Annotated in this window: 20 protein-coding genes; 14 read left to right on the top strand and 6 right to left on the bottom strand. The window is 64.0% G+C overall.

Annotated features, from left to right (window positions below; all coding sequences use genetic code 11):
• Positions 1 to 32 precede the first annotated feature (32 nt).
• Positions 33 to 419 carry a hypothetical protein gene (locus AC0IYS_RS24910; RefSeq protein WP_471707682.1) on the top strand — a complete coding sequence of 129 codons (387 nt, stop codon included), beginning with the start codon at positions 33 to 35 and terminating at the stop codon, positions 417 to 419.
• Here the strand turns inward: AC0IYS_RS24910 and AC0IYS_RS24905 are convergent, their stop codons facing one another.
• Positions 420 to 848 (bottom strand): PACE efflux transporter, encoded by a 429-nt coding sequence (locus tag AC0IYS_RS24905; protein ID WP_471707681.1) that lies wholly within the window; start codon positions 846 to 848, stop codon positions 420 to 422.
• A gap of 92 nt (positions 849 to 940) precedes the next feature.
• Here AC0IYS_RS24905 and AC0IYS_RS24900 point away from each other — a divergent pair, with 92 nt between their 5' ends.
• The gene (locus AC0IYS_RS24900; protein ID WP_471707680.1) at positions 941 to 1,852 is read left to right on the top strand and encodes a LysR family transcriptional regulator; all 912 of its coding nucleotides are present in this window, start codon (positions 941 to 943) and stop codon (positions 1,850 to 1,852) included.
• A gap of 137 nt (positions 1,853 to 1,989) precedes the next feature.
• Here AC0IYS_RS24900 and AC0IYS_RS24895 read toward each other — a convergent pair whose 3' ends face one another.
• Positions 1,990 to 3,297 carry a M20/M25/M40 family metallo-hydrolase gene (locus AC0IYS_RS24895; protein WP_471707679.1) on the bottom strand — a complete coding sequence of 436 codons (1,308 nt, stop codon included), beginning with the start codon at positions 3,295 to 3,297 and terminating at the stop codon, positions 1,990 to 1,992.
• A 131-nt stretch (positions 3,298 to 3,428) separates the two neighbouring features.
• On the opposite strand from AC0IYS_RS24895, the gene AC0IYS_RS24890 reads away from it, so the two are divergent.
• On the top strand, positions 3,429 to 4,088 hold the full coding sequence (locus AC0IYS_RS24890; protein ID WP_471707678.1) for a thiol:disulfide interchange protein DsbA/DsbL: 660 nt from the start codon (positions 3,429 to 3,431) through the stop codon (positions 4,086 to 4,088).
• Between the two features lie 33 nt (positions 4,089 to 4,121).
• On the opposite strand, the gene AC0IYS_RS24885 is transcribed toward AC0IYS_RS24890, so the two are convergent.
• On the bottom strand, positions 4,122 to 4,304 hold the full coding sequence (locus AC0IYS_RS24885) for a hypothetical protein (protein WP_471707677.1): 183 nt from the start codon (positions 4,302 to 4,304) through the stop codon (positions 4,122 to 4,124).
• 54 nt (positions 4,305 to 4,358) lie between these two features.
• A complete protein-coding gene (locus tag AC0IYS_RS24880) occupies positions 4,359 to 5,081 on the bottom strand; it encodes a TetR/AcrR family transcriptional regulator (RefSeq protein WP_471707676.1) in 723 nt (240 codons plus the stop codon).
• Positions 5,082 to 5,211: 130 nt separating this feature from the next.
• Here AC0IYS_RS24880 and AC0IYS_RS24875 point away from each other — a divergent pair, with 130 nt between their 5' ends.
• The 3 genes from AC0IYS_RS24875 to AC0IYS_RS24865 are packed head-to-tail and all read left to right on the top strand — an operon-like array spanning position 5,212 to position 9,537.
• The gene (locus AC0IYS_RS24875; protein ID WP_471707675.1) at positions 5,212 to 6,402 is read left to right on the top strand and encodes an HlyD family secretion protein; all 1,191 of its coding nucleotides are present in this window, start codon (positions 5,212 to 5,214) and stop codon (positions 6,400 to 6,402) included.
• Between the two features lie 11 nt (positions 6,403 to 6,413).
• A complete protein-coding gene (locus AC0IYS_RS24870; protein WP_471707674.1) occupies positions 6,414 to 8,039 on the top strand; it encodes a DHA2 family efflux MFS transporter permease subunit in 1,626 nt (541 codons plus the stop codon).
• A 43-nt stretch (positions 8,040 to 8,082) separates the two neighbouring features.
• On the top strand, positions 8,083 to 9,537 hold the full coding sequence (locus AC0IYS_RS24865; protein WP_471707673.1) for an efflux transporter outer membrane subunit: 1,455 nt from the start codon (positions 8,083 to 8,085) through the stop codon (positions 9,535 to 9,537).
• Here AC0IYS_RS24865 and AC0IYS_RS24860 read toward each other — a convergent pair.
• Positions 9,534 to 10,511: a LysR family transcriptional regulator gene (locus tag AC0IYS_RS24860; RefSeq protein WP_471707672.1), complete on the bottom strand. Its 978-nt coding sequence runs from the start codon at positions 10,509 to 10,511 to the stop codon at positions 9,534 to 9,536. The two genes, AC0IYS_RS24865 and AC0IYS_RS24860, sit on opposite strands and share 4 nt — an antisense overlap.
• A 101-nt stretch (positions 10,512 to 10,612) precedes the next feature.
• Here AC0IYS_RS24860 and AC0IYS_RS24855 point away from each other — a divergent pair, with 101 nt between their 5' ends.
• The 8 genes from AC0IYS_RS24855 to AC0IYS_RS24820 all read left to right on the top strand — a co-directional run bounded on the left by AC0IYS_RS24855 (position 10,613) and on the right by AC0IYS_RS24820 (position 21,491).
• Positions 10,613 to 11,212: a short chain dehydrogenase gene (locus tag AC0IYS_RS24855; protein WP_471707671.1), complete on the top strand. Its 600-nt coding sequence runs from the start codon at positions 10,613 to 10,615 to the stop codon at positions 11,210 to 11,212.
• A gap of 69 nt (positions 11,213 to 11,281) precedes the next feature.
• Positions 11,282 to 13,018 (top strand): serine hydrolase domain-containing protein, encoded by a 1,737-nt coding sequence (locus AC0IYS_RS24850; protein WP_471707670.1) that lies wholly within the window; start codon positions 11,282 to 11,284, stop codon positions 13,016 to 13,018.
• 56 nt (positions 13,019 to 13,074) lie between these two features.
• A complete protein-coding gene (locus AC0IYS_RS24845) occupies positions 13,075 to 14,775 on the top strand; it encodes a dipeptidyl-peptidase 3 family protein (protein WP_471707669.1) in 1,701 nt (566 codons plus the stop codon).
• A gap of 164 nt (positions 14,776 to 14,939) precedes the next feature.
• The gene (locus AC0IYS_RS24840; protein ID WP_471707668.1) at positions 14,940 to 15,683 is read left to right on the top strand and encodes a hypothetical protein; all 744 of its coding nucleotides are present in this window, start codon (positions 14,940 to 14,942) and stop codon (positions 15,681 to 15,683) included.
• A 134-nt stretch (positions 15,684 to 15,817) separates the two neighbouring features.
• A complete protein-coding gene (locus tag AC0IYS_RS24835) occupies positions 15,818 to 16,528 on the top strand; it encodes a BON domain-containing protein (RefSeq protein ID WP_471707667.1) in 711 nt (236 codons plus the stop codon).
• A 159-nt stretch (positions 16,529 to 16,687) separates the two neighbouring features.
• Positions 16,688 to 17,974, top strand: coding sequence for an MFS transporter (locus tag AC0IYS_RS24830; protein ID WP_471707666.1), 1,287 nt, complete (start codon positions 16,688 to 16,690; stop codon positions 17,972 to 17,974).
• Positions 17,975 to 18,123: 149 nt separating this feature from the next.
• Positions 18,124 to 19,215, top strand: a complete 1,092-nt coding sequence (locus tag AC0IYS_RS24825; protein ID WP_471707665.1) for a trypsin-like serine protease — start codon at positions 18,124 to 18,126, stop codon at positions 19,213 to 19,215.
• A 116-nt stretch (positions 19,216 to 19,331) separates the two neighbouring features.
• Positions 19,332 to 21,491 (top strand): metallophosphoesterase, encoded by a 2,160-nt coding sequence (locus AC0IYS_RS24820; RefSeq protein WP_471707664.1) that lies wholly within the window; start codon positions 19,332 to 19,334, stop codon positions 21,489 to 21,491.
• 168 nt (positions 21,492 to 21,659) lie between these two features.
• Here AC0IYS_RS24820 and AC0IYS_RS24815 read toward each other — a convergent pair whose 3' ends face one another.
• Positions 21,660 to 23,768, bottom strand: coding sequence for a dipeptidyl-peptidase 5 (locus tag AC0IYS_RS24815; protein ID WP_471707663.1), 2,109 nt, complete (start codon positions 23,766 to 23,768; stop codon positions 21,660 to 21,662).
• Positions 23,769 to 23,849: the final 81 nt, after the last annotated feature.

Raw genomic sequence — 23,849 nt, 5'->3', positions numbered from 1 at the left:
TCGTTCCCGGTTTTTTTATTGTCAGGTTCCGCATGTCTTCTTTTCCCTCCATTGTCCCGCTGCTGCTGTCGGTCGCGCTCTACACGAGCATTAACAAGTTGGCCGCTTTCCTGTACAAACGCGCGCGCCTGAGCTGGCGCGACGCCTGTATTTTTAGTTTGATTTTATTGATGGTGCTGGGCACGGCCACGCTGCTTAATCGTCTGTCCGGTAATGTGGCGCCGATAGCGGTGCTGGTGGTCGCCGGTCTGGTGATACAGGCCGGCATCGGCGCCTGGTTCCTGGCGCCGCGCGCGCGTACCGCCGCCGGTGCGCCGTTGGGCAGCAGGGGCGGGGCCGTGCTGGCGGTGATCGCCTATGCGTTGATGGGCGGCGTGGCCCTGTTGGCTGGACTGGCGATGAATAATTTGAATAGCTGATCAAGCTGCTGCCTGCGCGGAGGCGGGCAGGCCGAACACGCGATCGAAGGCCAGGCTGAAAAGGAAGGTGTAGATCATGAAGAACACCACCAGGCCCACGTCCAGCACCAGTGCTTCCCACAGCGTGATGTTCAACCACCATGCGAACAGCGGCACCAGTATCACTACCAGTCCACCTTCAAAACCGACGGCGTGCGCCACCCGGCGCGCGACGCTGCGCCCGCGGGTTGCCTGACGAGCTTCCCACGCCTCGAACATGCCGTTGTAAATGAAATTCCACACCACCGCGATGGTGGACGAGGCGATGGCGGCGACGCCGGAGTGGGTCGCGTCATGCCCGGCAAGCAGCATCAGGAAGCTGCTGGTGAGCGCCACAGCGAACAACTCGAACAGTGAGACGTAGACAACTTTTCGTTTTAAACCTTGCATGTTATTTCCTCTAAAAACTATTGCATGCATGGTAGTTGAGTATTTCTGATCGAAAAAGTCGACAGCTATCAGATTTTCTGACAGCATGGCGCATGGCCTTCTCCAGTGACAACGTTTTGATCTTCTTGGCCGTGATCGATCACGGTTCATTTTCCGCAGCCGCGCGTGCGCTGGGACGGGTGCCGTCGGCCGTCAGCATGGCAATCGCGCATCTGGAGGCGGAACTCGATCTGCAGCTGTTCGACCGCACTTCGCGCGACGTGCGTCCCACCGAGATGGCGCGCGCGCTGGAAGCGGAGGCGCGGCAGATGGCCGGCCAGCTACGCCGGCTGAAGGCGCACGCGCTGTCGCTGCATCAGGGACTGGAGCGGCGCCTGACGCTCGCCATCGCGCCCGAGCTGCTGTCGGCCGCGTGGAGCGTTCCTCTGGCGCGGCTGGCCGACGAATTCCCGTCACTGGAAGTGGAGGTGCTGTCGGCGCCGCAGGCCGACGCGCGGCGCATGCTGCATGACGGCTCGGCCCAGTTGGCGCTGCTCTATGAGCGTCCGCAGGTCGATGAGCATGAGAGCTTCCAGGAGTTGGGCAGCGAGGTGTTGGTGGCGGTGATCTCGCCGCGTCATCCGCTGGCGCGTGAGCGCAATGGGCACTTCCGGCTTGAGGATCTGGTCGATATTCGTCAGATCGCGATCGTCAGCCGCGAAGCGCACGAGGAGGACATGCGCGTGCTGGTCTCGCGTAAGTTGTGGCGCACCGATAGTCATCTGGCCATGCTGGGGATGGTGCAGGCGGGTTTGGGGTGGGCTTTTCTGCCCAGGCGGTTGGTGACGCCAATGTTGGAGGATGGGGAGTTGATTGGCATCGACTTCGCGACCATGAGCAATCAGCTGCGCTTGTGGGTGGATGTGGTGTGGCTGAACGACCGGCCGCTGGGACTTGGCGCTAAGCGCCTGATCGCGCTGATGAAGGATATCGAGGGGCTGGAGGCGCGGCCGGGGCATGTCTAAAACACGTAGGGAGGATTAGGCGGAACGCCGTAATCCGCCAATGCGTGAGCAGTCGAGACGCATGCATTGGCGGATTACGCTGCGCTAATCCGCCCTACGTGTTTTAGACATGTTTTAGACGAGTTCTAGATGTGAGGTTACCGCGTTAGCCGATATAGAAGGATCGCCGTGCGGATCGTGGCGCGCTCGACCGAGGCGATCTCCAGATCCTCATCCGGCGAGTGGGCGCCATTGCCGGCCACCCCCAGGCCATCGAGGCTGTCGATCAGCGGGGCGATGAACTGGATATCGCCGGCGCCGCGCTGGCCCGGCGGCAAGGCGGGGATCTCGCCCAGGCCAGCATCGGCGCTGGCTTGCGAGTATGTCTTCAAAACCGCGATGTTGCCGGCCGTCGGCGTCATCGGCGGGTAGGCGTCGTGGAAGACGATGCTGGCGCTGGTGCCCGGCAGGTTCTGGCCGACGATGTCGCGCATCCTGGCGCGCGCGCGGTCGCGCTGCTCGTAGCTCAGGTAGCGCAGGTCGCCCTTGACGGTGGCTACCCGCGAAATCACGTTGGTCTTGCCTGCGGCCTGGCCCTTGTCGCCGACAGCATCGACGTCGACATCGGTGCCGCCCAATATCAATCCCGGGCTGAAGGTCAGATCCGGCTCGATCACCCGCTGGCGGAAGCCGTCGAGGATGCGCGCGGCCTCGTACACCGCGCCGTAACCGGCTTTCTCGCTGAAGATGCCGCTGGTGTGGCCTTGCTTGCCCTTGACCTCCAGCTCCCACGACGACGAGGCGCGGCGGCCGATGGTGCCGGTGTCCTTGCCATCCTTGTCGCGCACCGTGCCTTCGAAGGCGAGTGCGATGTCGCTGCGTTTGGCGGCGGCCACCATGTCCGCGCGCGAGACGTCGATCGGCTCGCCCGCGTCTTCCTCGTCGCCGGTGAACATGACGGTGATGGTGGTGTCGTCCAGCGCGCCGACCTTGTGCAGCGCCCGCAGCGCTTCGATGATGACGACGTCGCCGCCCTTCATGTCGTTGACGCCCTGGCCGCGCACGCGGTCTCCTTCGCGCTTCCACAGCTGCACCGGGCTGTCTTTTTCGAACACCGTGTCGAGATGGCCGATCAGCAGCAGGCGCTTGCCCCGCTTGCCCTCGCGCGTGGCAACCAAGTGGCCGGCGCGCCGCACGGCCGGCGGCATGTCGATCCAGCGCGTGGCAAAGCCCAGCTGGTCGAACTGTTCGCGAAACAGCTTGCCCACTTCGCGCACGCCGTCATGGTTCATCGTGCCGCTGTTGATGTTGACCGAGCGCTCCAGCAGTTGCAGCCCTTGCGGCGCGTGCGCCTTGACCTCGGCGACGATTTTCTGCTCGGTGGCGGAGAGCGCGGCGGCATGGGCGGGACCCCAAACGGCCAGCGACAAGGTCAATGCGGCGAGGGCGGGCGGTGTCGTTTTCATCGGGGTTCCGGGTGGCGCGATCGGTATCAGTTGTTAGCAATTGTAGCCGACGGCGGTTTTGGGCGGCCATGGTCGCCGCGCGGCGCGGGAAGCTGGTATATTCCCATTGCAGATTTTTTTAAAGGATAACCATGTTTCGCTTGAAATTCGTCGTTGCCGCCGCCGCCCTGATGGCAGGCGCCGCCTTTGCCTCGCCAACCGCGCCGAAGAACGGCGCCGAGTACATTACCTTGAAGGCGCCGCAGCCGGTGCAGGCCGAAGGCAAAAAAGTCGAGGTCATCGAGTTCTTCATGTACCACTGCCCGGCGTGCTACGCGCTGGAACCGGCCATGCTGGATTGGGTGAAGAAGCAAGGTGACAACATCGTGTTCCGCCGCATCCACCTGCCGCTGACGGGCGCCAACGATCCGGAGGCGCATCTGTTCCTGACCTTGGAGGCGATGAAGCTGGAAGAATCGATGCACGCCAAGGTGCTGAGCACCTGGCACGTCGACCGCCAGCGTTTGAAGAGCGACGACGACAACATCAATTGGGCCGTCAAAAACGGCATCGACAAGCAGAAGTTCCTGGCCGTGTATAACTCGTTCGCGATCATCACGCGCTTGAAGAACGCCGGCCGCGTCGCCGCCACGTATGAAGTCAACAGCACGCCGACCATGATCGTCAATGGCCGCTACCTGACCAATCCGACCATGGTCGATAGCAGCAATCCTGGCCAGATCCCACGTCAGCAGTTGAGCCAGGCCACCTTGCAGGTGCTGGACGCGCTGGTGGCGATGTCGCGTAAATAAGGACCGGGCGCCAGCGCCGAATCTGTCGCTGGCTTAGTTGACCGTGAAGCGGGTCGGGATTTCGATGCCGCCCGTGCGCGCGGCTTCGGCGTAGGCCTTCAATTCCTGGATCAAGGCGTCCAGCTGCTCCTGTCCAGGGTTGGCCTGGAAGTTCTTGATGCGCTCATTCATGAGCGTTACTTGTTTGCTCCAGTCCAGTCGATTCAATTTGCTCATGTGTGCTCCAATTTAAAAATCAAGTATAGAACAAACTGCAAAGTTGCACAGCTTCTAACGTAGCACGCTGCGCAGGAACAGATCGAGCCCAGCCGTGGCCTTGGCCCGCAGCTGCTCTTGAGTGGGCGGCTCCTCCGACGGGAACAACAGTCCGGACATGATGTCGCCCAGAATACAGTTGACCAGATGCACCGCTAACGGCTCAAGCGCCAGCTCGGGCCGCAGCCGGGCCCGGATCTCCGGCCGCGCGAACAGCCGTCCCAGCTGCTCGCGCGATTGTTGCGGCCCGGTCTCGTAAAAAATCGCGGCCAGCTCGGGCGTGGTCCTGGCCTCGGCCACCACCATGTGAAACAGTTTGATGAACGCCGGCATCGAGACCAATTCCAGGAACCGCAGCGCGAAGTCGTTGAGGATCTCCTCTAGCGGGCGCGGGTCCGTCTCCATGCTGGTGGTGTTGGCGAATACGCTGGCGCGGCCCTGACTGATGACGGCGCCCATCAGCCCGGCTTTGCCGCCGAACTTGACGTAGATCGTCCGTACCGCCACATGGGCCTCGCGGGCGATCATTTCAAGACTGACCTTGCTATAACCCTTTTCCAGGAACAACTGCTTCGCCGTGTGCAACAGCGCCAGGTGGCGTGCTTCCTTGTCGGCCTCGCGCGGGCGGCCGGCGGCCTTGCCGAAGCAGGGCGAGGTGGGATCGGAGACGGCCTCGTCGGGGCAGTCCAGCTCCTCCGGCGCGGCGGTCGCGGTGGTTTGTAGGTCGGAAATTTTCATGGCGGTTAATGATAACGAATGCGGTCATGCTAGTCCAAATAAAAATGAAATGCAATCGTTTCATTTCTTGACTTTGGATTTGAACAGGCGAATAATGACCCTATTCCATTTCATTTATGCGGAGCAACACATGTCGAATCCACAAGAACAACAAAAAGTGCTCAGCGCCGTGCCACCCGCACAGGCCGCTGGCGCTCCCGGCGGCCCGGCCGCCACGGCGGCGGCGCCCGCCGGTCCGGCCAAGCCGAACCGCAAGGTGCTGGTCATCGCCGGCCTGATCGCCATCGCCGCCCTGGCAGCCGGTGGACGCATGTGGTACCGCAGCCATTATTTCGTCGAGACGGAAAACGCCTATGTGGCCGGCCACGTCACGCCGGTGTCGTCGCGCATTTCCGGCGTGGTCACCAAGGTGCTGATCGACGATAACCAGATCGTCCGCGAGGGCGATGTGATCGCCGAACTCGATCCGTTCGACCAGCGCGTGAAAGTGGAGCAGATCCAGGCGCAGATCGCCAGCGCCGAGCAGCAGGTGGTGCAGTCCGAGGCGCAGATCGCCCAGACCCAGGCCCAGGCCAGCGCTTCGGCCGCGCAGGTGGCGCAGTCGCAGGCCCAGTTGGTGCGCGCGAACCAGGACGCCGAGCGTTACGGCCAGCTGTATAACAGCCAGATGAAGGCCGTCTCCAAATCGGAGCTGGACACCGCCGTCGCCGGCCGCGCCAGCGCCATCGCCGACCTGAATGCACGCAAGGACAGCGCCTCGGCCGCCAAGGCGCAGATCGCGGCCGCCCGTTCGGCGCGCGACGTGCTCAAGGCGCAGGTCGACGTGCTGCGCGTGCAGCTCAAGGACGCGCAGCAGCAGCTGGCCTATAACCAGATCCTGGCGCCGGTCGGCGGCCGTATCGGCAAGCGCACCATCGAAGTGGGCCAGCGCCTGCAGCCCGGCCAGCAAATCACCGCCATCGTGCAGGACAACGTGTGGCTGACCGCGAACTTCAAGGAAACCCAGTTGGCCGAGCTGCAAAAGGGCCAGGAAGTCAACGTGAGCATCGACGCGATGCCGGGCAAGGAGTTGATCGGCACCGTCGAGAGCTTCGCGCCGGCGTCTGGCGCGCAGTTCGCGCTGCTGCCGGCCGATAACGCGACCGGCAACTTCACCAAGATCGTCCAGCGCGTGCCGGTCAAGATCGTGTTCAAGCCGGAGGACATCAAGGCCTTGAACGGCCGACTGGTGCCGGGCATGTCGGCGATCGCGGAGGTGTCGTTGAAGCAGAAGGATGAGGCCAAGCACGCCGCGGCACCGTCCAAAGTCGCGGCGCACTAAGGAGCCACTCCATGGCCAGCACCACGATCGATACGCCGGGCGGCGGGAGTAAGGCCGCCCCACCGCAAGCACCGATCATGCCGAGCGAGAAGGTCTCCGCCCGCACCTGGATGGCCGTCGCCGCCGGCATGATGGGCGCCTTCATGGCGGTGCTCGACATCCAGATCACCAACTCGTCGCTCAAGGATATTCTCGGCGCGCTGTCGGCCACGCAGGAAGAGGGTTCGTGGATCGCCACCGCCTACCTGGTGGCGGAGATCATCATCATCCCGATGACCGGCCTGCTGACGCGCGTTTTCGGCCTGCGCAACTACATGATGGGCACCACCGCGCTGTTCCTGGTGTTCTCCACCTTGTGCGGGTTCGCGTGGAACCTCGAGAGCATGATCGCCTTCCGCATGCTGCAGGGCTTCACCGGCGGCGCGCTGATCCCGATGGCGATGACCATCGTGATGACATTGCTGCCGCCGTCGAAGCGCGCCACCGGCATGGCCATCTTCGGCCTGACCGCGACCCTGGCGCCGTCGATGGGCCCGACCCTGGGCGGCTACCTGAGCGAAATCTACGGCTGGCCGTCGATCTTCTTCATCAACTGGGTGCCCGGCCTGCTGCTGATCTTCGGCATCGGGATCGGCCTGGAAAAGCAAAAGTCGCAACCGTCGCTGTTGCTGACCGCCGACTGGCTGGGCATCGCCTTCATGGCGGTGGGCCTGGGCAGCCTGACGATCTTCCTGGAAGAGGGTAACAGCAAGGACTGGTTCGATTCGTCCTTCATCATCACCTTCGCGGCGATGTCCATCGTCGGCCTGCTTGGCTGGGTGGTCAACAGCACAATGCGCCGGCAGCCCTTCGTCAACCTGGGGCTGTACGGCCAGCGTAACTTCGCCGCCGCCACCGCGCTGTCGATGGCGATGGGTATGGGCTTGTATGGTTCGTCGTTTTTGCTGCCGCTGTACCTCGGCCAAATCGCCGGCTATTCGCCGATGCAGATCGGTGAAGTGATCATGTGGTCAGGCTTGCCGCAGCTGTTCATCATGCCGTTCGTGGCCAAGCTGTCGTCCAAGATCGACAACCGCATCCTGTGCAGTTTCGGGCTGCTGTTGTTCGGCGGCTCGTGCATGATGAACGCCTACATGGACGCCAGTACGGGCTACGACCAGTTATTGTGGTCGCAGGTGGTGCGCGCGCTGGGCCAGCCTTTCGTGATGCTGACGCTGTCGAACTTCGCCATGAACGGCATCCAGCCGAAGGATATGCCGTCGGCATCGAGCCTGATCAACATGACCCGCAACCTGGGCGGCTCGATCGGCATCGCCCTGCTGGCGACGGCGCTGACGACGCGCGAGCACTTCCACTCGCAGCGCATCGGGGAATCGGTTAGCAACTTCGCACTGGCCACGCAGGATCGCCTGGCGGCGTTGACGCAATCGTTCATCGGCCAGGGCATGGACGCCAGCACGGCGTCGGACATGGCGCTCAAGGCGGTCGACGGCATCGTGCGGCGCGAGTCCTTCGTGATGGCCTACAACGACGGCTTCTTCCTGGTGGCGATGGTGCTGTTCGCCTGCATCGGCGTGCTTTGGTTCTCGGATAAAGTCAAAGCCCCTTCGGGCGGTGGCGGCGGCGGTGCGCACTAAATCGATGCGCGCGCTAACACTAACTAATTTGTGAGGTAACACCATGTTCAATTCAGCTTTGAAGCGCCTGACGCTCGCTGTCTCCATCACCCTGGCCGTCAGCGGCTGCGCCACCGTCGGCAGCGATTTCACCGCGCCGAAAAACGTCGCCGACGCTTCGTTCCGCCATTTGCCGCAGGCCGGCGCCAGCGAGGCGCATCTGCCGGCGCAGTGGTGGACGGTGTTCAACGACCAGACCTTGAACAATCTGGAACAGACCGCGCTGCGCGACAATCCGAGTGTGAAGGCGGCGGCGCAGCGGTTGGTGCAGGCGCTGGAGCAGGCCGGCGTGAGCCGCGCCAGCCAGCAGCCGTCGCTGAGCGTGAATACCTCGGTCGCCAACTCGCGCACCTCGGCGGAGACGTCGCAGGGGCTGGCGCTGGGCGGCCGTTCGATCAAGGGTAACAACTACACGGTCGGCGCATCGATGTCGTACGAGCTCGATCTGCTGGGCCGCGTGCGCCGTTTGGTGGAGGCGTCCGACGCGCAGGCGCTGGTGGCCGAAGCGGACCGCGACGGCGTGCTGCTGGTGTTGTCGTCGCAGCTGGCGACGACCTACTGGCAACTGCGCGGGCTGGATGCCGAGATCGCGATCCTGAAGGGCGCGCTCGATACCCGCCGCGAAAGCGAGGAGCTGGTGACGGCGCGCTTCGACGCCGGACTGTCGAACGAGCTGGATGTATCGCGCGCGCGCATCGAGTATGCCAACGCCAAGGCCGATTTGCAGGAAGTGCAGCGTCAGCGCAATTTGCTCGAACATAGCCTTGCCACCTTGGTTGGCGCTTCGCCGTCGGCGATGCTGACGGCGGCCAACACGGATGCCGTGGTGCTGCCGCAGCCGCCGGCGATTCCGGTCGGCCTGCCGGCCAGCCTGCTGGCGCAGCGTCCGGATCTGGCGGGCAGCGTGGCGAACCTGCGCGCGGCCAACGCGCAGATCGGCGTTGCCGAGGGCGCGTTTTATCCCTCCCTGACGTTGACCGGTAACTTCGGTTGGGCGTCGGAGAGCCTGCGCAAGCTGGGCGAGGGCAGCTCGCGCCAGTTCAGCGCCGGTCCGCTGGCGCTGTCGCTGCCGATCTTCGATGGTGGCCGCAACAAGGCCAACCTGGCGATCGCCAAGTCGCGCTATGAAGAGGCTATCGCCAATCACGAGACCAAGTTGCTGACGGCATTGCGCGAAGTCGAGGATGCGCTGTCGGACGTGCAGCAGCGCCAGTTGCAGGGCGAGGCGCAGTCGGCCTCGCAGGTGGCGGCGGCGCGCGGTTATCTGGTGGCGCGTGCGCGCTACGAGCGTGGCGTGTCGACCTATCTGGATGTGACGGATGCGCAGCGCAGCGCGCTGACGGCCGATCGGGCGGCGGTGCAGATCAACACCCAGCGCCTGCTGGCGGCGGTGTCGGTGGCGCGCGCGCTGGGCGCCGGCTGGCAGCCGTCGGAGCGCCTGGCGGCGGTAGCGAATTAAGTTTTACGCAATTGAGTTTTACGATTACGCGATGAGGCCAGCGGCGGTGCGCCGCTGGTCCTGAGCGTTTTGTCTTCGTGGCCCGGTACCCATGCGGGTCCGAATCGCTCCACAATGAAATCCACGAATGTCGTCAGCTTCGGCGTGGCTTGCCGGTCGCGCGGATAGACCAAATTCATCGGACGCGCTGTCGGCATGTAGTCGCACAATACCGGCACCAGCCGGCCGGCGGCAATGTCCTGCGCCAGCAGCACCTCCGCCTGCATCACCAATCCAAAATCCTGTAGCGCGGCCATGCGCAATGCCTGGCCATTGTTGGCGCGGAAGCGGCTGGCCTCGATGTTGCGGTTGCCGGTCTGCCCCTGCAGCCGCCAGCGCATGTTGAGCGACCACGCCATGAAGTCCAGGCATTCGTGCCGCGCCAGGTCGTCCGGGGTTTTCGGCGTCCCGTGCTTGTCCAGGTAGGCGGGGCTGGCGCAAATGGCCATCGCATAGTCGAACAGCGGCCGCGCCACCATCGTCGAATCCTCCAGCCGGCCGATGCGGATGGCGGCGTCATACCCTTCCTCCACCAGATCGACGGTGCGGTCGCTCAGGCTCAAATCCAGGCTCACCTCGGGATGCCGGCGCAGGTAGTCCGTCATCGCCGGCGCGATCCATTCGGTGCCGAAGGAAACCGGCGCGGTGATTTTTAGCCGTCCGCGCGGCACGCTGCGCATCGCCTCGGCGCCGGTTTCGGCGGCGGTGATCTGCGCCAGAATGGCCCGGCATCGCTCGACATACTGCGCGCCGATCTCGGTCAAGCTCTGGCGGCGCGTGGTGCGGGTCAGCAGGCGCGCGCCCAGCGTCGCTTCCAGCTGCGCGATGTGCTTGCCGACCATGACCGGGGAGATCTTGAAGTTGTCGGCGGCGGCCGTGAAATTGCCGGCATCGACCACCGCGACAAAAATCTCCATGCTGCGCAGTTTGTCCATGATTGCTAACCGTACGTTTGTAATGAACTTAATCTTAGCTCATTTATTCATGGCGTGATCGCCGCGATACTGGTCTCACTTAACCAGACAGGGAGTGGATCATGAAAATCGTCGTTATCGGTGCCTCGGGCACGGTGGGCAAATCGGTGGTGGAAGAATTGGGCAAGCGTCACGAGATCGTGACGGCGGGCTCAGGCAGCGGCCAGTATAGGGCCGACTTCACCGACATCGCGCAGGTGCGGGCGGCGTTCGAACAGATCGGCAAGATCGACGCGGTGGTGGTGGCCGCCGGCTCGCTGCATTTCGGCCCGCTGGCCGATTTCACGCCGGAGCAGTTCCACGTTGGCTTGAACAGCAAGTTGATGGGGCAGGTGAACGTGGCGCTGGTGGCGCGCGAGTATCTGAACGACGGCGGTTCGATCACGCTTACCAGCGGCATCGTGGCCGAGCAGCCGATCCGCAACGGCGCCAGCGCGACCATGGTCAACGCGGCGGTGGAAGGCTTCGTGCGCGCCGCCGCCATCGAGCTGCCGCGCGGCTTGCGCATCAACGCCGTCAGCCCCACGGTGCTGGAGGAATCGATGGACAGCTACGGTCCGTTCTTCATCGGCTTCGAGCCGGCGCCGGGCAAGCGCGCCGCGCTGGCCTACGCGCGCAGCGTCGACGGCGCGCAAACGGGGCAGGTGTACCGGGCCTGGTAGTGACAATCCGTGAGTATTCGGACATTGTAAAAAGCGTATGCTGCGGCTTCACTGATAGGAGAAGCCTCCGTGTTCAAAACCTTGCTTGGTCTGCTGGTTTTCTGCGTACCGGTGCACGCACTTGCCGCTTCGGCGCCCTTGAGCATGGAGAGCCAGCCCGAGGCCGTCGCCCGCTCGGTGCTGGGCGAACGTCCCGGCGCCGCCGCCGTGGGGCTGTGGCACGATGACAAGGGGTTCTACGCCGAGGTGCGCCGCACGGCCGTCGGCGGGGCCGCCGAGCGCCAGCCGGAAGGCGTGTCCCAACTGTTTGAAATAGGGTCGATCTCCAAGGTGTTCACCGGCCTGCTGCTGGCGCAGGCGGTCGAACGCGGCGACCTGGCACTCGCGGATACGCTCGGCAAGCTGCTGCCGGCGTCGCTGGACGCGGCGAAGGCCCGCGCGCTCAAGCTGAAGCCGGAAGTGGCGGCGATCACGCTGCGCCAGCTCGTCACGCATACTTCCTGCCTGCCGAGGATGCCCGCCAATTTCCCCGACCTGAACGCGGCCAATCCCTATCCCGGCTACACCCGCCAGATGATGCTGGCGGAGCTGTCGGCGCTCAAGCCGAAGCCGGCGCCGTGCGAGGCCGAGTACAGCAATTTCGGTTTCGCCGTGCTGGGCGAAGTGCTGTCGCTGCGCTATGGCAGCACATGGGAAAAGCTGGTCGGCGATCGCATCACCGCGCCGTTGGGCATGGCCAGCACCTTCCAGCATCTGCCGCAGCGGAAGGCGGACGGGCTGGGACGCATGGCGCCGCCGTTCAGCGGTGACAAGGCCGCTTCGCTGTGGGACTTCGACGCCTTCGCCGGCGCCGGCTCGCTGCGCTCCACGGCGCCGGATATGCTGGCGTTCGGCCGCGCGTTGATGGCGGGGCGCGGCGGGCCGCTGGGCGCTGCCGCCGAGCGGGTGCTGCAACCGCTGGCGTCGATGAACGGCGCGCAGATCGGCTACGCGCTGATCATGCGCGGCCCGCCGGAGCGGCGCACTTATTTCCACAGCGGCGGCACCGGCGGTTTTCGCACCCAGTTGCTGATGATGCCTGATGTCGGACAGGCGGCGATCGTCATGGTCAGCAACGCCGAGGCGCAGGCCGATTCGTTCGGCGCCGATGTGCTGGCCGCACGCTACAAGGTCGGCGACACCAGTATCGCGCTGGACGCGGCGGCGCTGCCGCAATACGTTGGCGTGTTCCGCGCGGACGCCAAAATCGCCTTCACCTTCGTGGTCCAGGACGGCAAGCTGTATGGCCGCATGACCGGGCAGCCCTACACCGCGATGACGGCGGCGGCGCCGGACGTTTTCACGCTGCCGCAATTTGGCGCCGAGTTCGCTTTCGGACGCGAGAACGGCAAAGTGGCGAGCATGCTGCTGCGCCAGCGCGGCGGCGAGATCCCCGCGCGCCGCACGGACGAGCCTGCGCCGGCCGTCGCCACCGACGCCGCCATCACGCCGCAACGCTACACGGGACATTATCTGACCGGCGGTGATGGTGCGCCCAAGCTCGACTTCGACGTGCGCGCCATCGACGGGCAGCTGTGGGCCCGTTTGGACCAACAGCCGCTGCTGCCGGTGTTTCCGGTGCCGGGCAAGGCCGGCCGCTTCGCATGGGATGTGGTGGCGGCCGAATTGCAGTTCGAGCCCGACGCCGACGGCGCAGCGGCGGCGTTGGTACTGCATCAGGACGGGCGCTCGATGCGCGCCACGCGGGTGGCTGGCGCGGCCACGCCCGCCGCGCAACCCGCCGGCGCCGACAAGGCCTCGAAGTAGCGCGGTGCGGCAGCGGGCTGGATTACAATACGGGCCTGACTCCACCCGAGGTTCGAATGAAAAAAATCCTGCTTCCATTGGCGATGGCGCTCGCCTGCGCCGCCGCTTACGCTGCCCCGGCCGACGTTGCCGACCTGAACAAAATGAGCAAGCGCTATGCGCCGATCGCGCTGACCGCCGACACCAGCAAACTCTCCGCCGGCGACAAGAAGGCCATCGTCAAGCTGATCGAAGCGGCCAAGATCATCGACGTGCTGCAACTGCGACAGCGCTGGGCCGGCAACGAGGCGCTGTGGGCCGCGCTGAAGAAGGACAAGACGCCGTTGGGCCAGGCGCGCCTGGGCTACTTCTGGCTCAACAAGGGGCCGTGGTCGATCCTCGACAGCCACGAATCGTTCCTGCCGGCAGAGATCGACGGCATCAAAATTCCCGCCAAGAAGCCTGAAGGCGGCAACTTCTATCCGGCCGACGCCAGCAAGGCGCAGCTGGAAACCTGGATGAACGCCTTGCCGGCCATCGACAAGGAACAGGCGCAGTGGTTCTTCACGACGGTACGCCGCAACGCCGACGGCCAGTTCACCACCGTCAAATATTCGGACGAATACAAGGCCGAACTGCAGCAAGCGGCCGCGCTGCTCAAGCAAGCCGCAGCCGCGACCGACAACGCTTCGCTGAAGAAGTTCCTCGAGCTGCGCGCCGACGCTTTCCTGAGCAACGACTACCTGGCTTCCGACTTCGCCTGGATGGATCTGGACGCGCCGGTCGACGTCACCATCGGCCCGTACGAGACCTACAACGACGAGCTGTTCGGCTACAAGGCCGCGTTCGAGGCGTACGTCAACATCCGCGACCAGAAGGAGACGCAAAAGCTCGACTTCTTCGCCAAGCACATGCAGGAGCTGGAAGACAACCTGCCGCTCGATGCGCAGTACCGCAATCCCAAGGTCGGCGCCATCGCGCCGATGGTGGTGGTCAACCAGGTCTACGGGGCCGGCGACGGCAACATGGGCGTGCAGACGGCCGCCTACAACCTGCCCAACGACGAGCGCATCATCAGCCAGCGCGGCTCCAAGCGCGTGATGCTCAAGAACGTGCAGCAAGCCAAGTTCAAGTCGACGTTGACGCCGATCTCCAAGCTGGTGCTCAAGCCGGCCGACCAGAAGGATGTCGATTTCGACTCGTTCTTCACGCACATCCTCGCGCATGAAATCACCCACGGCCTGGGACCGCACGTGACCAAGGTGGACGGCAAGGAATCGACCCCGCGCCAGGACCTGAAGGAAGCCTATTCGACCATCGAGGAAGCCAAGGCCGACATCACTGGCCTGTACGTGCTGGCCTACATGATGGACAAGGGCCAGCTGGCCGGTACCCTGGGGCAGGGCGAGGCGGCCGAGCGCAAGCTGTACACGACGTTCCTGGCGTCGGCGTTCCGCACGCTGCATTTCGGTCTGACCGATTCGCACGCGCGCGGCATGGCGATCCAGGTTAATTATCTTCTCGATAAGGGTGGATTCGTGTCGCACGGCGATGGAACGTTCTCGGTCGACTTTAAAAAGGTTAAATCGGCTGTCACAGATCTCGACCGCGAGTTTCTGACGATCGAGGCCACCGGCGACTATGCGCGCGCCAAGGAGATGATGGCCAAATATGTCGTCATCCGTCCCGACGTGCAAAAGGCGCTGGATAAAATGGCCTCGGTGCCGAACGATATACGTCCGGAATTCAAGACGGCGCAAAGCCTGCTGGCGAAGTAAGTCCTCACCTTCCTCCAACGGGGACCGTCAGGTCCCCGTTATCATTCCGCATACAGAGTAGCCTTTCGACTAAATAGTTCAACTTTGCCTACGTAGAAAAATACTTCCTTACGGCAATAAAAGTTTCCGTGATCGTGATAAAGTTGGTTTGAGGAAACCAAACCATGATCACGCGCCTACTTATCTCCCTGCTGCTGTTGTGCTCCAACTTCGCTTCCGCAGCGGAGTTGACCGACATGGAAACCCGCTGGCTCACCGCCGGATCGGCCATGCTGAAGTACGCTAAAAAAGAACTCAAACTGCCGATCGACATCATCGTACAGCCCACCGGCAAGCCGACCGACGTGCCGCTGGCGCTGGGCTTTCAAGATGGACGTTGCAAGCTGGTGCTGACGATGCGCAACCGGACCAACGTCGAAGACGTCCTGTCGACCGTGCCGGCGGAACAGCGGGCGCTGATGATCGAGGCGATGTTCGCACACGAAGTGGGCCACTGCTGGCGCTACGTGCAGGGCCAGTGGCACGAGATGCCGGCCGGTTTCGAGGAACACGACCACACCGACGACACGGCACACAGCCAAGCGCAAGCGCAGGAACTGGAGCAGACCCGCCGCGAGGAAGGCTTTGCCGATCTGGCCGCGCTGGCATGGATACAACAGCGCCATCCCGAACAATACGGCGCCGTCGCCGCGTGGATGCGCCAGGTGCGCCAACCGTCGTCGTCCGGCCCGGTGGCCGGTTCGCACACCACCATGGAATGGCTGCAACTGGCGCCGACCGGCGACGCCTTCGCCGCCGGGCTGCCCTTGTTCGAGCAGGCGAGCGACCTGTGGCAAAAGGGCTTGCTGAACCAGGAGGCGCGCGAGGATACCCGCCAGGGCCTGCGCCAGGCCTCGCTGCAGCGCTAGCGACATCGAAGTCAGGCTGTCGCCGCTCATAGCGCAGAAAATGCAATTCCCCAACTCTGTTCGTTCGCGCACAGAGGTTTCTCTGCTGTCGGCGTTTAATGTGTCCACCAACCACCACAATAAAGGGACACATCATGAACAAGCTCCTCTTCCTGCTTTTGGCCGGTGCAGCCAGCGCCAGTTTCGCCGCCACCCCAGCCAACGACACTGTGGCCTACAAGGCAGCCACCAACAAAGCTGCCAACGATTACAAGACCGCCAAGTCCGCCTGCGATGCGCAGTCCGGCAACGCCAAGGACGTGTGCGAAGAGCAGGCCAAAGTGGCCCGCGCGACGGCCGAGGCCAACGCCACGATGCAGTACAAGAACGATAAGAAATCGATCGAAAAAGCCCGCACCGAACTGGCCGATGCCCAGTACGGCCTGGCCAAGGAAAAGTGCGACACCCTGGACGGCAACGCCAAGGATAGCTGCCTGAGCACCGCGAAATCCCAGCAGACCGCCGCCATCAACGCCGCCAAGGCCGGCAAGGATGCCGCCGACGTCGCCCAGACCGGCATCGACTGCAGCGGCCTGACCGGCACCGACAAGGCGTCGTGCGAAGCCAAATCGAAAACCGAGCTGGCCAAGGATGCGGTCGCCGACACCGTGATCACCACCAAGGTCAAAACCGAACTGATGGCTGAGCCAGCGCTCAAATCGCTGGATGTTAAAGTTGAAACCACCAACGGCGGCGTGGTGCTGAGCGGCTTCGTGCCGTCGCAGGCCGAAGCTGACAAAGCGGTTGACGTTGCCCGCAATGTCAAAGGCGTCACCGACGTGAAGAGCTCGCTGCGCATCAAATAAGCGGTAGTTGGCTGTAACTCCCCCGATCGGGGCCTCCGCCGAGGCCCCTTTCTTTTCCTTGCATTCATTATGATCATAATTTAAAATGGCCGGGCAGCGCGGCTTCGTCCACGCCCGCGTCCGCACATCGCCGCAGCCATCGTCATTGCAAGGAGCATCATGTTCGCACTATCGCTTTCCAACTGGCTGCGGCGGCGCGGCTTGCACTATTCTTGGGTGATCGTCGCTGTCACCTTCCTGACGGGCCTGACCTCGTCGGCGGCGCTCGGCCTGCCGGGGGCGCTGTTGCAGCCGCTGTCCACCGAGTTCGGCTGGGACGTCGAACAGATTTCATCCGCGCTGGCGGTGCGCTTCGTGCTGTTCGGTTTGATGGGGCCGTTCGCCGCCATCCTGATGGAGCGTTTCGGCCTGCGCCATGTGGTCGTCACCGCGCTGACGCTGGTGGCGGCCGGCATGGCGCTGGCCACGCAAATGACGCAGTTCTGGCATCTGGTGCTGTTCTGGGGAATCATGCTCGGTATCGGCTCGGGCATGACCGCGCTGGTGCTCAGCGCCATCGTCTCCAACCGCTGGTTCGACAGTCGCCGGGGCTTGGTGGTGGGCATGCTCACCGCCAGTTCTGCCACCGGCCAGTTGGTGTTCCTGCCGGTCGGCGCCTGGCTGATCGAACGCTTCGGCTGGCGCATGGCCGTCATTCCCGTGTTCGCCGCCTGCGCCGTGGTCGCCGTGCTGGTGCTGCTGCTGATGCGCAACCGGCCCAACGAACTTGGCCTGACGCCCTACGGCGCGGCCCCGGGAACGGAAGTCGCACCGCCGGTGCCGCCTATGCACATCACGTTCGCCACGCCGTTCAAGGTGCTTGCCAGCGTCGCCGGCAACCGGGTGTTCTGGATATTGTTCGGCACCTTCTTCATTTGCGGGCTCAGCACCAATGGTCTGATCCAGACGCATTTCATTTCGCTGTGCGGCGACGCCGGATTGGCCGCCGTGCCGGCCGCGTCGGTGCTGGCGATGATGGGGGCCTTCGACCTGGTCGGCACCATCGGCTCGGGCTGGCTATCGGACCGCTACGACAACCGCAAGCTGCTGTTCATGTATTACGGCCTGCGCGGCTTGTCGTTGTTCTGGTTGCCGTATTCCGAATTCACGTTTTACGGGCTGTCGTTGTTCGCCATGTTTTATGGCCTGGACTGGATCGCCACCGTGCCGCCGACGGTGCGGCTGGTGGCGTCGACCTTCGGCAAGGAGCGCGCGGGCATGGTGTTCGGCTGGGTGTTCGCCGGCCACCAGCTGGGTGCGGCGGTGGCGGCCTGGGGCGCGGGCAGGGTGCGCACCATGATGCTGACGTATAACCCGGCCCTGTTCGCGGCGGGGGCAGCCTGCCTGCTGGCCGCCGGCGTCATTTTGCTGATCCGGCGCGCGGTGCCGCGTCCAGCCGGAACGTAAATATTTTCATAACTATGTTGCGCCGCAATAGTTCATCATGATATTGTCATTTGTGCCATGTTTGCCGGGGCGCGCCGTACGCCAGGCGGTTCCCGAAAGGTGAATACAGGGAGAGGCACTTTTAAAATACCTATTGCGCAAGGAACAATATGAATTTCATTCAGTCCAAACACTTCAAGTTGGTGGCCGTCGCCGCCATGTTGGCCGCAGGGGCCGTCCAAGCCGCGCCAACACCGCAGACCGGTAATACTTCGGATCCCAGCAATTGGCGTTTCACCCCCGGCATGAGCTTCAATGGCGTGGCCGGCGCGCTGGACGGCGTTGCAAAACTGAGCTTCACCACGCCGCAGGGCAACTACGCCTGCTCCGGATCGCTGCTGGCCGGCGGCCAGTACGTGATCACCGCCGCCCATTGCGCCGACGACTTCAGCAAGATGACCGTACAGTTCGGCTATGCCAACGGTAGCGCGGCCGTCACCCGCAATGTTTCGGTCGGCAACGCCACCGTCCACAAAGCGTGGAACGGCTCGCTCGACACCGGCGCCGACATCGCCATCTTGAAGCTCGACAGCGTGGTCACCGGCATCAAGGGCTACAACCTGAGCACCACCAACGACGTCGGCAAGGATTACCTGATGGCTGGCTACGGAACGACCAACCGCGCCGACGTCAACACGCCCACCAACTGGAACGATGCCGCCTGGGGCCACTACGGTTACAACACCTTCGACGTCACCAGCCAGGAGTTCAACGCGGCCTACTACCCGGCCGCCGGCTACGGCCCCGACGATCCCAGCTACTATGCACCGGGCGCCACCTACATGAGCGATTTCGACAACGGCACCGCCGCGCTGAACACCATCGGTCGCATGGGCGATGCCATTGGCGGCGCCTGGACCAGCGGCACCGGCCTGGGCACCATCGAGTCGATGATCGCCGGTGGCGATTCCGGCGGCGGAGATTTTGTCTGGAACGGCTCGGAATGGCTGTTGTCGGGCGTGCACTCGTGGGGCTGGGGCGGCGACAGCGCTTGCGGCGATCTCGGCCTGAGCGGCTGCGACAACGCGCCTAAAAACGGCTCGAGCTATGGCGACCTGTCGGGTTCCACCGCCATCTACTCGCACGTGGGCTGGATCAAGGCGGTGACGGCGGTGCCGGAACCGGAAACCTACGCCATGCTGCTGGCCGGCCTGGCGATGGTGGGCGTGGCGCGCCGCCGCAAGTTGACGTCGCAGGCCTGACGACACACGGGCGGCGGCGACTGCCGCTGTCCGTTTTCGTCTGGTTGCCATGTAATCAGCCTGTCACACCGGGGTGCCACAATGCGCACCACCGAAAACAGACAGATGCAGATTGCATGCGCAATGCCTTGAACGCCCGGCGGCCGCTGATCGCGGCCGCCGCCATGATGTCGCTGCTATCCGCATGCGGCAGCGACAGCGTCCCGACCACCGATCCGATTCCGGCCGACGGCTACACGTCCACCCCGGTCGCCTTCATGAGCGACGTGCACTTCGAGAACATCTACGGCGACTTCAAAAGCAGCCAGTTCTCAGGCATCCCCACCAAGGACGGCAGGAACGCCACCATCCGCACGATGTACGCGCAGCTGACGTCGACCCGTCTGTTCAACGAAAACTATTTCGCCTTCCGCGCCGCGCTCGACGATGCCTACGGCAAGAACATCCGCCTGGTGGCGCTGCCCGGCGACATTTCCGACGACGCCCAGCCGATCAACATCGACGGCCTGGCCGACATCCTGCGCGAATACCAGGCCAAAGGCATGCGCTTCTTCATCGCCCCGGGCAACCACGACCCGAACGAGCCTTACGACGACGATGAGGCCGGCAAAAACGACTTCCTCACGCGCGACGGCAAGGAACAAAAGATCTACGCGCCCAACAACGCCGCCTGCAAGGCCAAGGATCCGACCGTGGTCTGCACCGCCCAGCTGACCGAGCAGGGCTACGAGCGCCTGCTCACCAAGCTCGGCGACTTCGGCTACATGCCGAACAAGTCGGACGTTTATTGGGAGACGCCGTTCACCAAGTACGCGGACGGCAAATACAGCTTCGACGCCGCGTCGGCCTCGTCCGCGCTGAACAAGCGCCAGTTCGAGATCTGCGCGGAAGGCGAGGGCGGCAGCTACAAGGCCGCCGGCGAAACCAAGCTGGGTAAATCCTACACGCGCTGCACCAACATCATCGACGCCAGCTACCTGGTGGAACCGGTCAAGGGCCTGTGGCTGCTGGCGGTCGACGCCAACGTCCACGTCCCCAACGGCAAGTTCGATCCGGCCAATCCGACCGCCTTCGCCGGCTTCGACAACGCCGGCAACGCCGGCTGGAACAAGGTGACCACGCACAAGATCCATCAAATGGAATGGATCAAGTCGGTGGCCGCGCGCGCCAAGGCGCAGGGCAAGCAGTTGATGGCGTTCTCGCACTATCCGACGATGGACTTCTACGCCAACCAGACCGACGCGATGAAGGCGGTGTTCAAGCCGGGCGCCTTCCAGACGGCGCGCGTGCCGGAGGCGGCCACCACCAAGGCGCTGGCCGCGACCGGCCTGCCGCTGCACATGGGCGGCCACATGCACTTCAACGGCACCAACGATTACCAGGACGCCGCCGGCAACTACCTGGTCAACGTGCAGTCGCCGTCGCTGGCCGTGTTCGGCGCGGCGTACAAGATCGTCAGCTATCAGAGCAAGGACCTGGTCGATGTGCAGACGGTTGGCCTCAACAATGTGGCGCGCTATAACGAACTGTTCCCGTTGTATCAGACCGAGTACGACTACCTGCAGGGCAGCGTGCTGACCGGCGACGTCGCCAAGCGCTGGAACCGCAATATCCTCGATACCCGCTCGTATGGCGAATTCACCCGCACGTACTTCGGCGAGCTGTCGCGCCTGCGTTTCATGGACGAGTACTGGCCGTGCGAAATGAAGCAGGCGGCGATCTCGCTCGACGCGCGCCAGATGCTGATCCTGTCGCAGTTGCAGACCAGGGTGACCTTGGCGCAGTTGAAGGACAATCCGTCTGTGGTGCCGTTGACGGCCGCGTGTGCCGCCAAGGGGACCGTCGCCGAGGGTGGCGTGGCGGCAAGCCAGTTGACGGCGGACTGGGCGGCGGCGACGGCCAAGGCGGAGCAACTGGCGTCGGCGGCGAACTTGAAGCTGGATGATTTTGCCAAGATCAGCGCGTACGAGTTTTATGGCGATTTCCACCGGACGGTGTATGCCGGCGAGCTGGCGTTGCGCGACATGGGCGCGCAACGGGTGGCGCAGTACAAGGTGCTGATGGCGGCGTTTCCGGCATCGCCGGCGGCCATCGTGAAGATCGGCGATTTGCCGTCGGATCAGAACTCGGTCAACGTGCTGTTCCAGTATCAGTTCAAGCAGGTGTTCGGGATTCTGAAGGGGCTGGGTTCGGGCAAGCCGAGCGACAGCTTCCGTATCGACCTGAAGGCCAAGACGTTGACCAACACCAGTGCCACGGGGTTGAGTTTCAACTAGAACGAGGGGTGTTGGCGGCTCGTGGCGGATTACGGCGTGCCGCCTAATCCGCCCTAGGTGCCTCCGTGGTCAGGCGAGGACCCTGGCCACGGGATTTGAATTGACGAGGAAATACGTAGGGCGGATTAGCGTAGCGTAATCCGCCAATGCCGGCTCAGCCGGCGGCCGTCACTTCAGATACTTCGCCAGCCAGCCGTGTACTTCGCTGTAGAAATAGCGGCTGTTGTCCCCCTTCAAAATCCAGTGGTTCTCGTCCGGGAACACCAGCAGCTTGCTCGGCACATTCAAGCGCTGTTGCGTCGCGAAATTCATCAACGCATTGTTGGCCGGCACGCGATAATCCAGCTCGCCCACCGAGATCAAAATCGGCGTCTTGAATCCCGTGCCCTTTTCATGGTTCCCCGCCTGCATCACCGGGCTTTGCTCGCGCCACACCGGCAGATTGCCCCACACCGGTCCGCCACTGTTGACCTCGCGCCCAAAGATGCTGTCGCTGGTGCCCCACTGCATCACCAAATCCATCTCGCCCGCGTGCGACACGATCGCCTTGTAGCGCGTGGTGGTCGCCTGCAGCCAGTTCGCCAAGTGGCCGCCGTAGCTGGCGCCGCCCGCCGCCAGCTTGCTGCCATCGACGAAGCTGTACTTGCGCACCGCCTCGTCGACCGCCTCGTTGACCTCGTCGCCCGGACCCTTGAGCGGATCGCCCTGGATCGCGCGGGCGAATTCCTCGCCGTAGCCGGTCGAGCCCTTGTAGTCGGTCAGCAGCACCACGTAGCCGGGCTGCGCCAGCAGGTGGTAGTTCCAGCGCAGCACGAACTGGTCGCGCCACATATTGGCCGCGCCGCCGTGGATGACGGCGAACAGCGGATATTTTTTCGCCGGATCGAAGCCGGCCGGCTTGACGATCATGTTGTGGATCATGCGTCCGTCGCTGGCCTTGAACCAGAAGTGTTCCGGCGCCTGCCAGTCGATGGCCGCCGCGCGCTCGGTGTTGAACGAGGTCAGGCGCTTGGGCGCGCCGTTGCCGAAGGCGTACACCTCGGGCGGGTTGATCGCCGATTCCCACACGCCGACCATGGCCTTGCCGCCGGCGCTGAGCGAACCGATGGCACCGGTCGGCAGCGATGGCTCGGCGCGCAAGTCGCGGCCCGCGTAGTTGATCGAATGCAGCTGCTCAAGGCCGGCGTGCTCGAAACTGAACACCACGCGGTTGCTGCCATCCGGCAGCACGAAGCGCGAGACCGAACGGTCAAGCGACGCCGTGAGTATCTTCGGCGCCGGATCGGCGATCGGCCAGGCGAAGCTGGCAATGCGGCTGACGTCGTAGACCTTGCCCGGCTCCTCCGCGTCGGTCAGGCTGAACAAGGTCTTGCCGTCCTTGCTGAACTTGAGCGCGCGGTAGCTGTGCTTGTCGCGCGTCAGCTGCTGCGTCTCGCCGCCGGCGGCCGGCACCGAGAAGATTTGCGTGTAGCCGGCCGCGCGCGCCGCCTCGTCGCGGTTGGTCGACGCCGGGAACACGACCTCTTTGCCGTCCTGCGACCAGATCGCGTCGAGCGACTGGCCCTCGTCGCCCTGGCCGCCGCCAAAGCCCGGCAGCGCCGCCAGTTTGGTGCCCGACAGCAGGTCGCGCGGCTTGGCGCCGACCGCCGCCTCCATCACGAACAGGCGCACCTGCTTGTCGTCGAGCCACTTGTCGAAGAAGCGCGGCGGGAAGCTCTCGTAGGCGCGCACGTTGTATTTGCGGTCCTTGCGTTCCTTGGCGATTTTCTTGATGTCGTCCTCGCCGGCCGCGCCCGGGAAGGTTTCGCTGACGAACAGCAGCTGCTTGCCGTCCGGACTGAATTTCGGCTGGCGCGCGCCCAGGGTGAGGGTGGTCAGGCGCTGGGCTTCGCCGCCGCCGGCGACGTCGATGCGGTAGATTTGGCCGGCGTCGTCGCCGTCGCGCTTGGCCACGAAGACCAGCTGGCGGCTGTCCGGCGACCAGTTCAGCGCGCCTTCGCCGCCCTTGCTGAAGGTCAGGCGGCGCGCCGGGGTGTCGTCGGTTAGCGATTTGATCCACAGGTCCGACCATTGCTCCTTGCTGTCGTAGGCGGGGTCGGTGACGGCGAACACGGCCCACTTGCCGTCCGGGCTGGCGGTCGGGGCGCCGACCCGTTTCATCAGCCAAACGTCCTCATGGGTGATCGCGCGTTTGGCGGGCGCGTCGGCCGCCAGGGCGTGGCCGCCGAGCGCGGCGGAAAGGAGCAGGGCGAGCAGGGAAAGGCGCGGTGGTTTCATGGCGTGGTCGTTAAAAAGACAAAACGACGATAGTCGCCAAAACTGCGGTTGCTGTCAATCAAGTTTCTGCCGGCTGCGCTG

It is taken from the genome of Duganella sp. AC237 (assembly GCF_979254035.1).
This window is presented reverse-complemented; position numbering and strand designations above follow the sequence as displayed.

What these genes read in the sequence shown, in the direction of transcription:
- AC0IYS_RS24910 (WP_471707682.1), top strand. Translation starts at nt 33, where the DNA reads ATGTCTTCTTTTCCCTCCATTGTCCCGCTGCTGCTGTCGGTCGCGCTC.
- AC0IYS_RS24905 (WP_471707681.1), bottom strand. Translation starts at nt 848, where the DNA reads ATGCAAGGTTTAAAACGAAAAGTTGTCTACGTCTCACTGTTCGAGTTG.
- AC0IYS_RS24900 (WP_471707680.1), top strand. Translation starts at nt 941, where the DNA reads ATGGCCTTCTCCAGTGACAACGTTTTGATCTTCTTGGCCGTGATCGAT.
- AC0IYS_RS24895 (WP_471707679.1), bottom strand. Translation starts at nt 3,297, where the DNA reads ATGAAAACGACACCGCCCGCCCTCGCCGCATTGACCTTGTCGCTGGCC.
- AC0IYS_RS24890 (WP_471707678.1), top strand. Translation starts at nt 3,429, where the DNA reads ATGTTTCGCTTGAAATTCGTCGTTGCCGCCGCCGCCCTGATGGCAGGC.
- AC0IYS_RS24885 (WP_471707677.1), bottom strand. Translation starts at nt 4,304, where the DNA reads ATGAGCAAATTGAATCGACTGGACTGGAGCAAACAAGTAACGCTCATG.
- AC0IYS_RS24880 (WP_471707676.1), bottom strand. Translation starts at nt 5,081, where the DNA reads ATGAAAATTTCCGACCTACAAACCACCGCGACCGCCGCGCCGGAGGAG.
- AC0IYS_RS24875 (WP_471707675.1), top strand. Translation starts at nt 5,212, where the DNA reads ATGTCGAATCCACAAGAACAACAAAAAGTGCTCAGCGCCGTGCCACCC.
- AC0IYS_RS24870 (WP_471707674.1), top strand. Translation starts at nt 6,414, where the DNA reads ATGGCCAGCACCACGATCGATACGCCGGGCGGCGGGAGTAAGGCCGCC.
- AC0IYS_RS24865 (WP_471707673.1), top strand. Translation starts at nt 8,083, where the DNA reads ATGTTCAATTCAGCTTTGAAGCGCCTGACGCTCGCTGTCTCCATCACC.
- AC0IYS_RS24860 (WP_471707672.1), bottom strand. Translation starts at nt 10,511, where the DNA reads ATGGACAAACTGCGCAGCATGGAGATTTTTGTCGCGGTGGTCGATGCC.
- AC0IYS_RS24855 (WP_471707671.1), top strand. Translation starts at nt 10,613, where the DNA reads ATGAAAATCGTCGTTATCGGTGCCTCGGGCACGGTGGGCAAATCGGTG.
- AC0IYS_RS24845 (WP_471707669.1), top strand. Translation starts at nt 13,075, where the DNA reads ATGAAAAAAATCCTGCTTCCATTGGCGATGGCGCTCGCCTGCGCCGCC.
- AC0IYS_RS24840 (WP_471707668.1), top strand. Translation starts at nt 14,940, where the DNA reads ATGATCACGCGCCTACTTATCTCCCTGCTGCTGTTGTGCTCCAACTTC.
- AC0IYS_RS24835 (WP_471707667.1), top strand. Translation starts at nt 15,818, where the DNA reads ATGAACAAGCTCCTCTTCCTGCTTTTGGCCGGTGCAGCCAGCGCCAGT.
- AC0IYS_RS24830 (WP_471707666.1), top strand. Translation starts at nt 16,688, where the DNA reads ATGTTCGCACTATCGCTTTCCAACTGGCTGCGGCGGCGCGGCTTGCAC.
- AC0IYS_RS24825 (WP_471707665.1), top strand. Translation starts at nt 18,124, where the DNA reads ATGAATTTCATTCAGTCCAAACACTTCAAGTTGGTGGCCGTCGCCGCC.
- AC0IYS_RS24820 (WP_471707664.1), top strand. Translation starts at nt 19,332, where the DNA reads ATGCGCAATGCCTTGAACGCCCGGCGGCCGCTGATCGCGGCCGCCGCC.
- AC0IYS_RS24815 (WP_471707663.1), bottom strand. Translation starts at nt 23,768, where the DNA reads ATGAAACCACCGCGCCTTTCCCTGCTCGCCCTGCTCCTTTCCGCCGCG.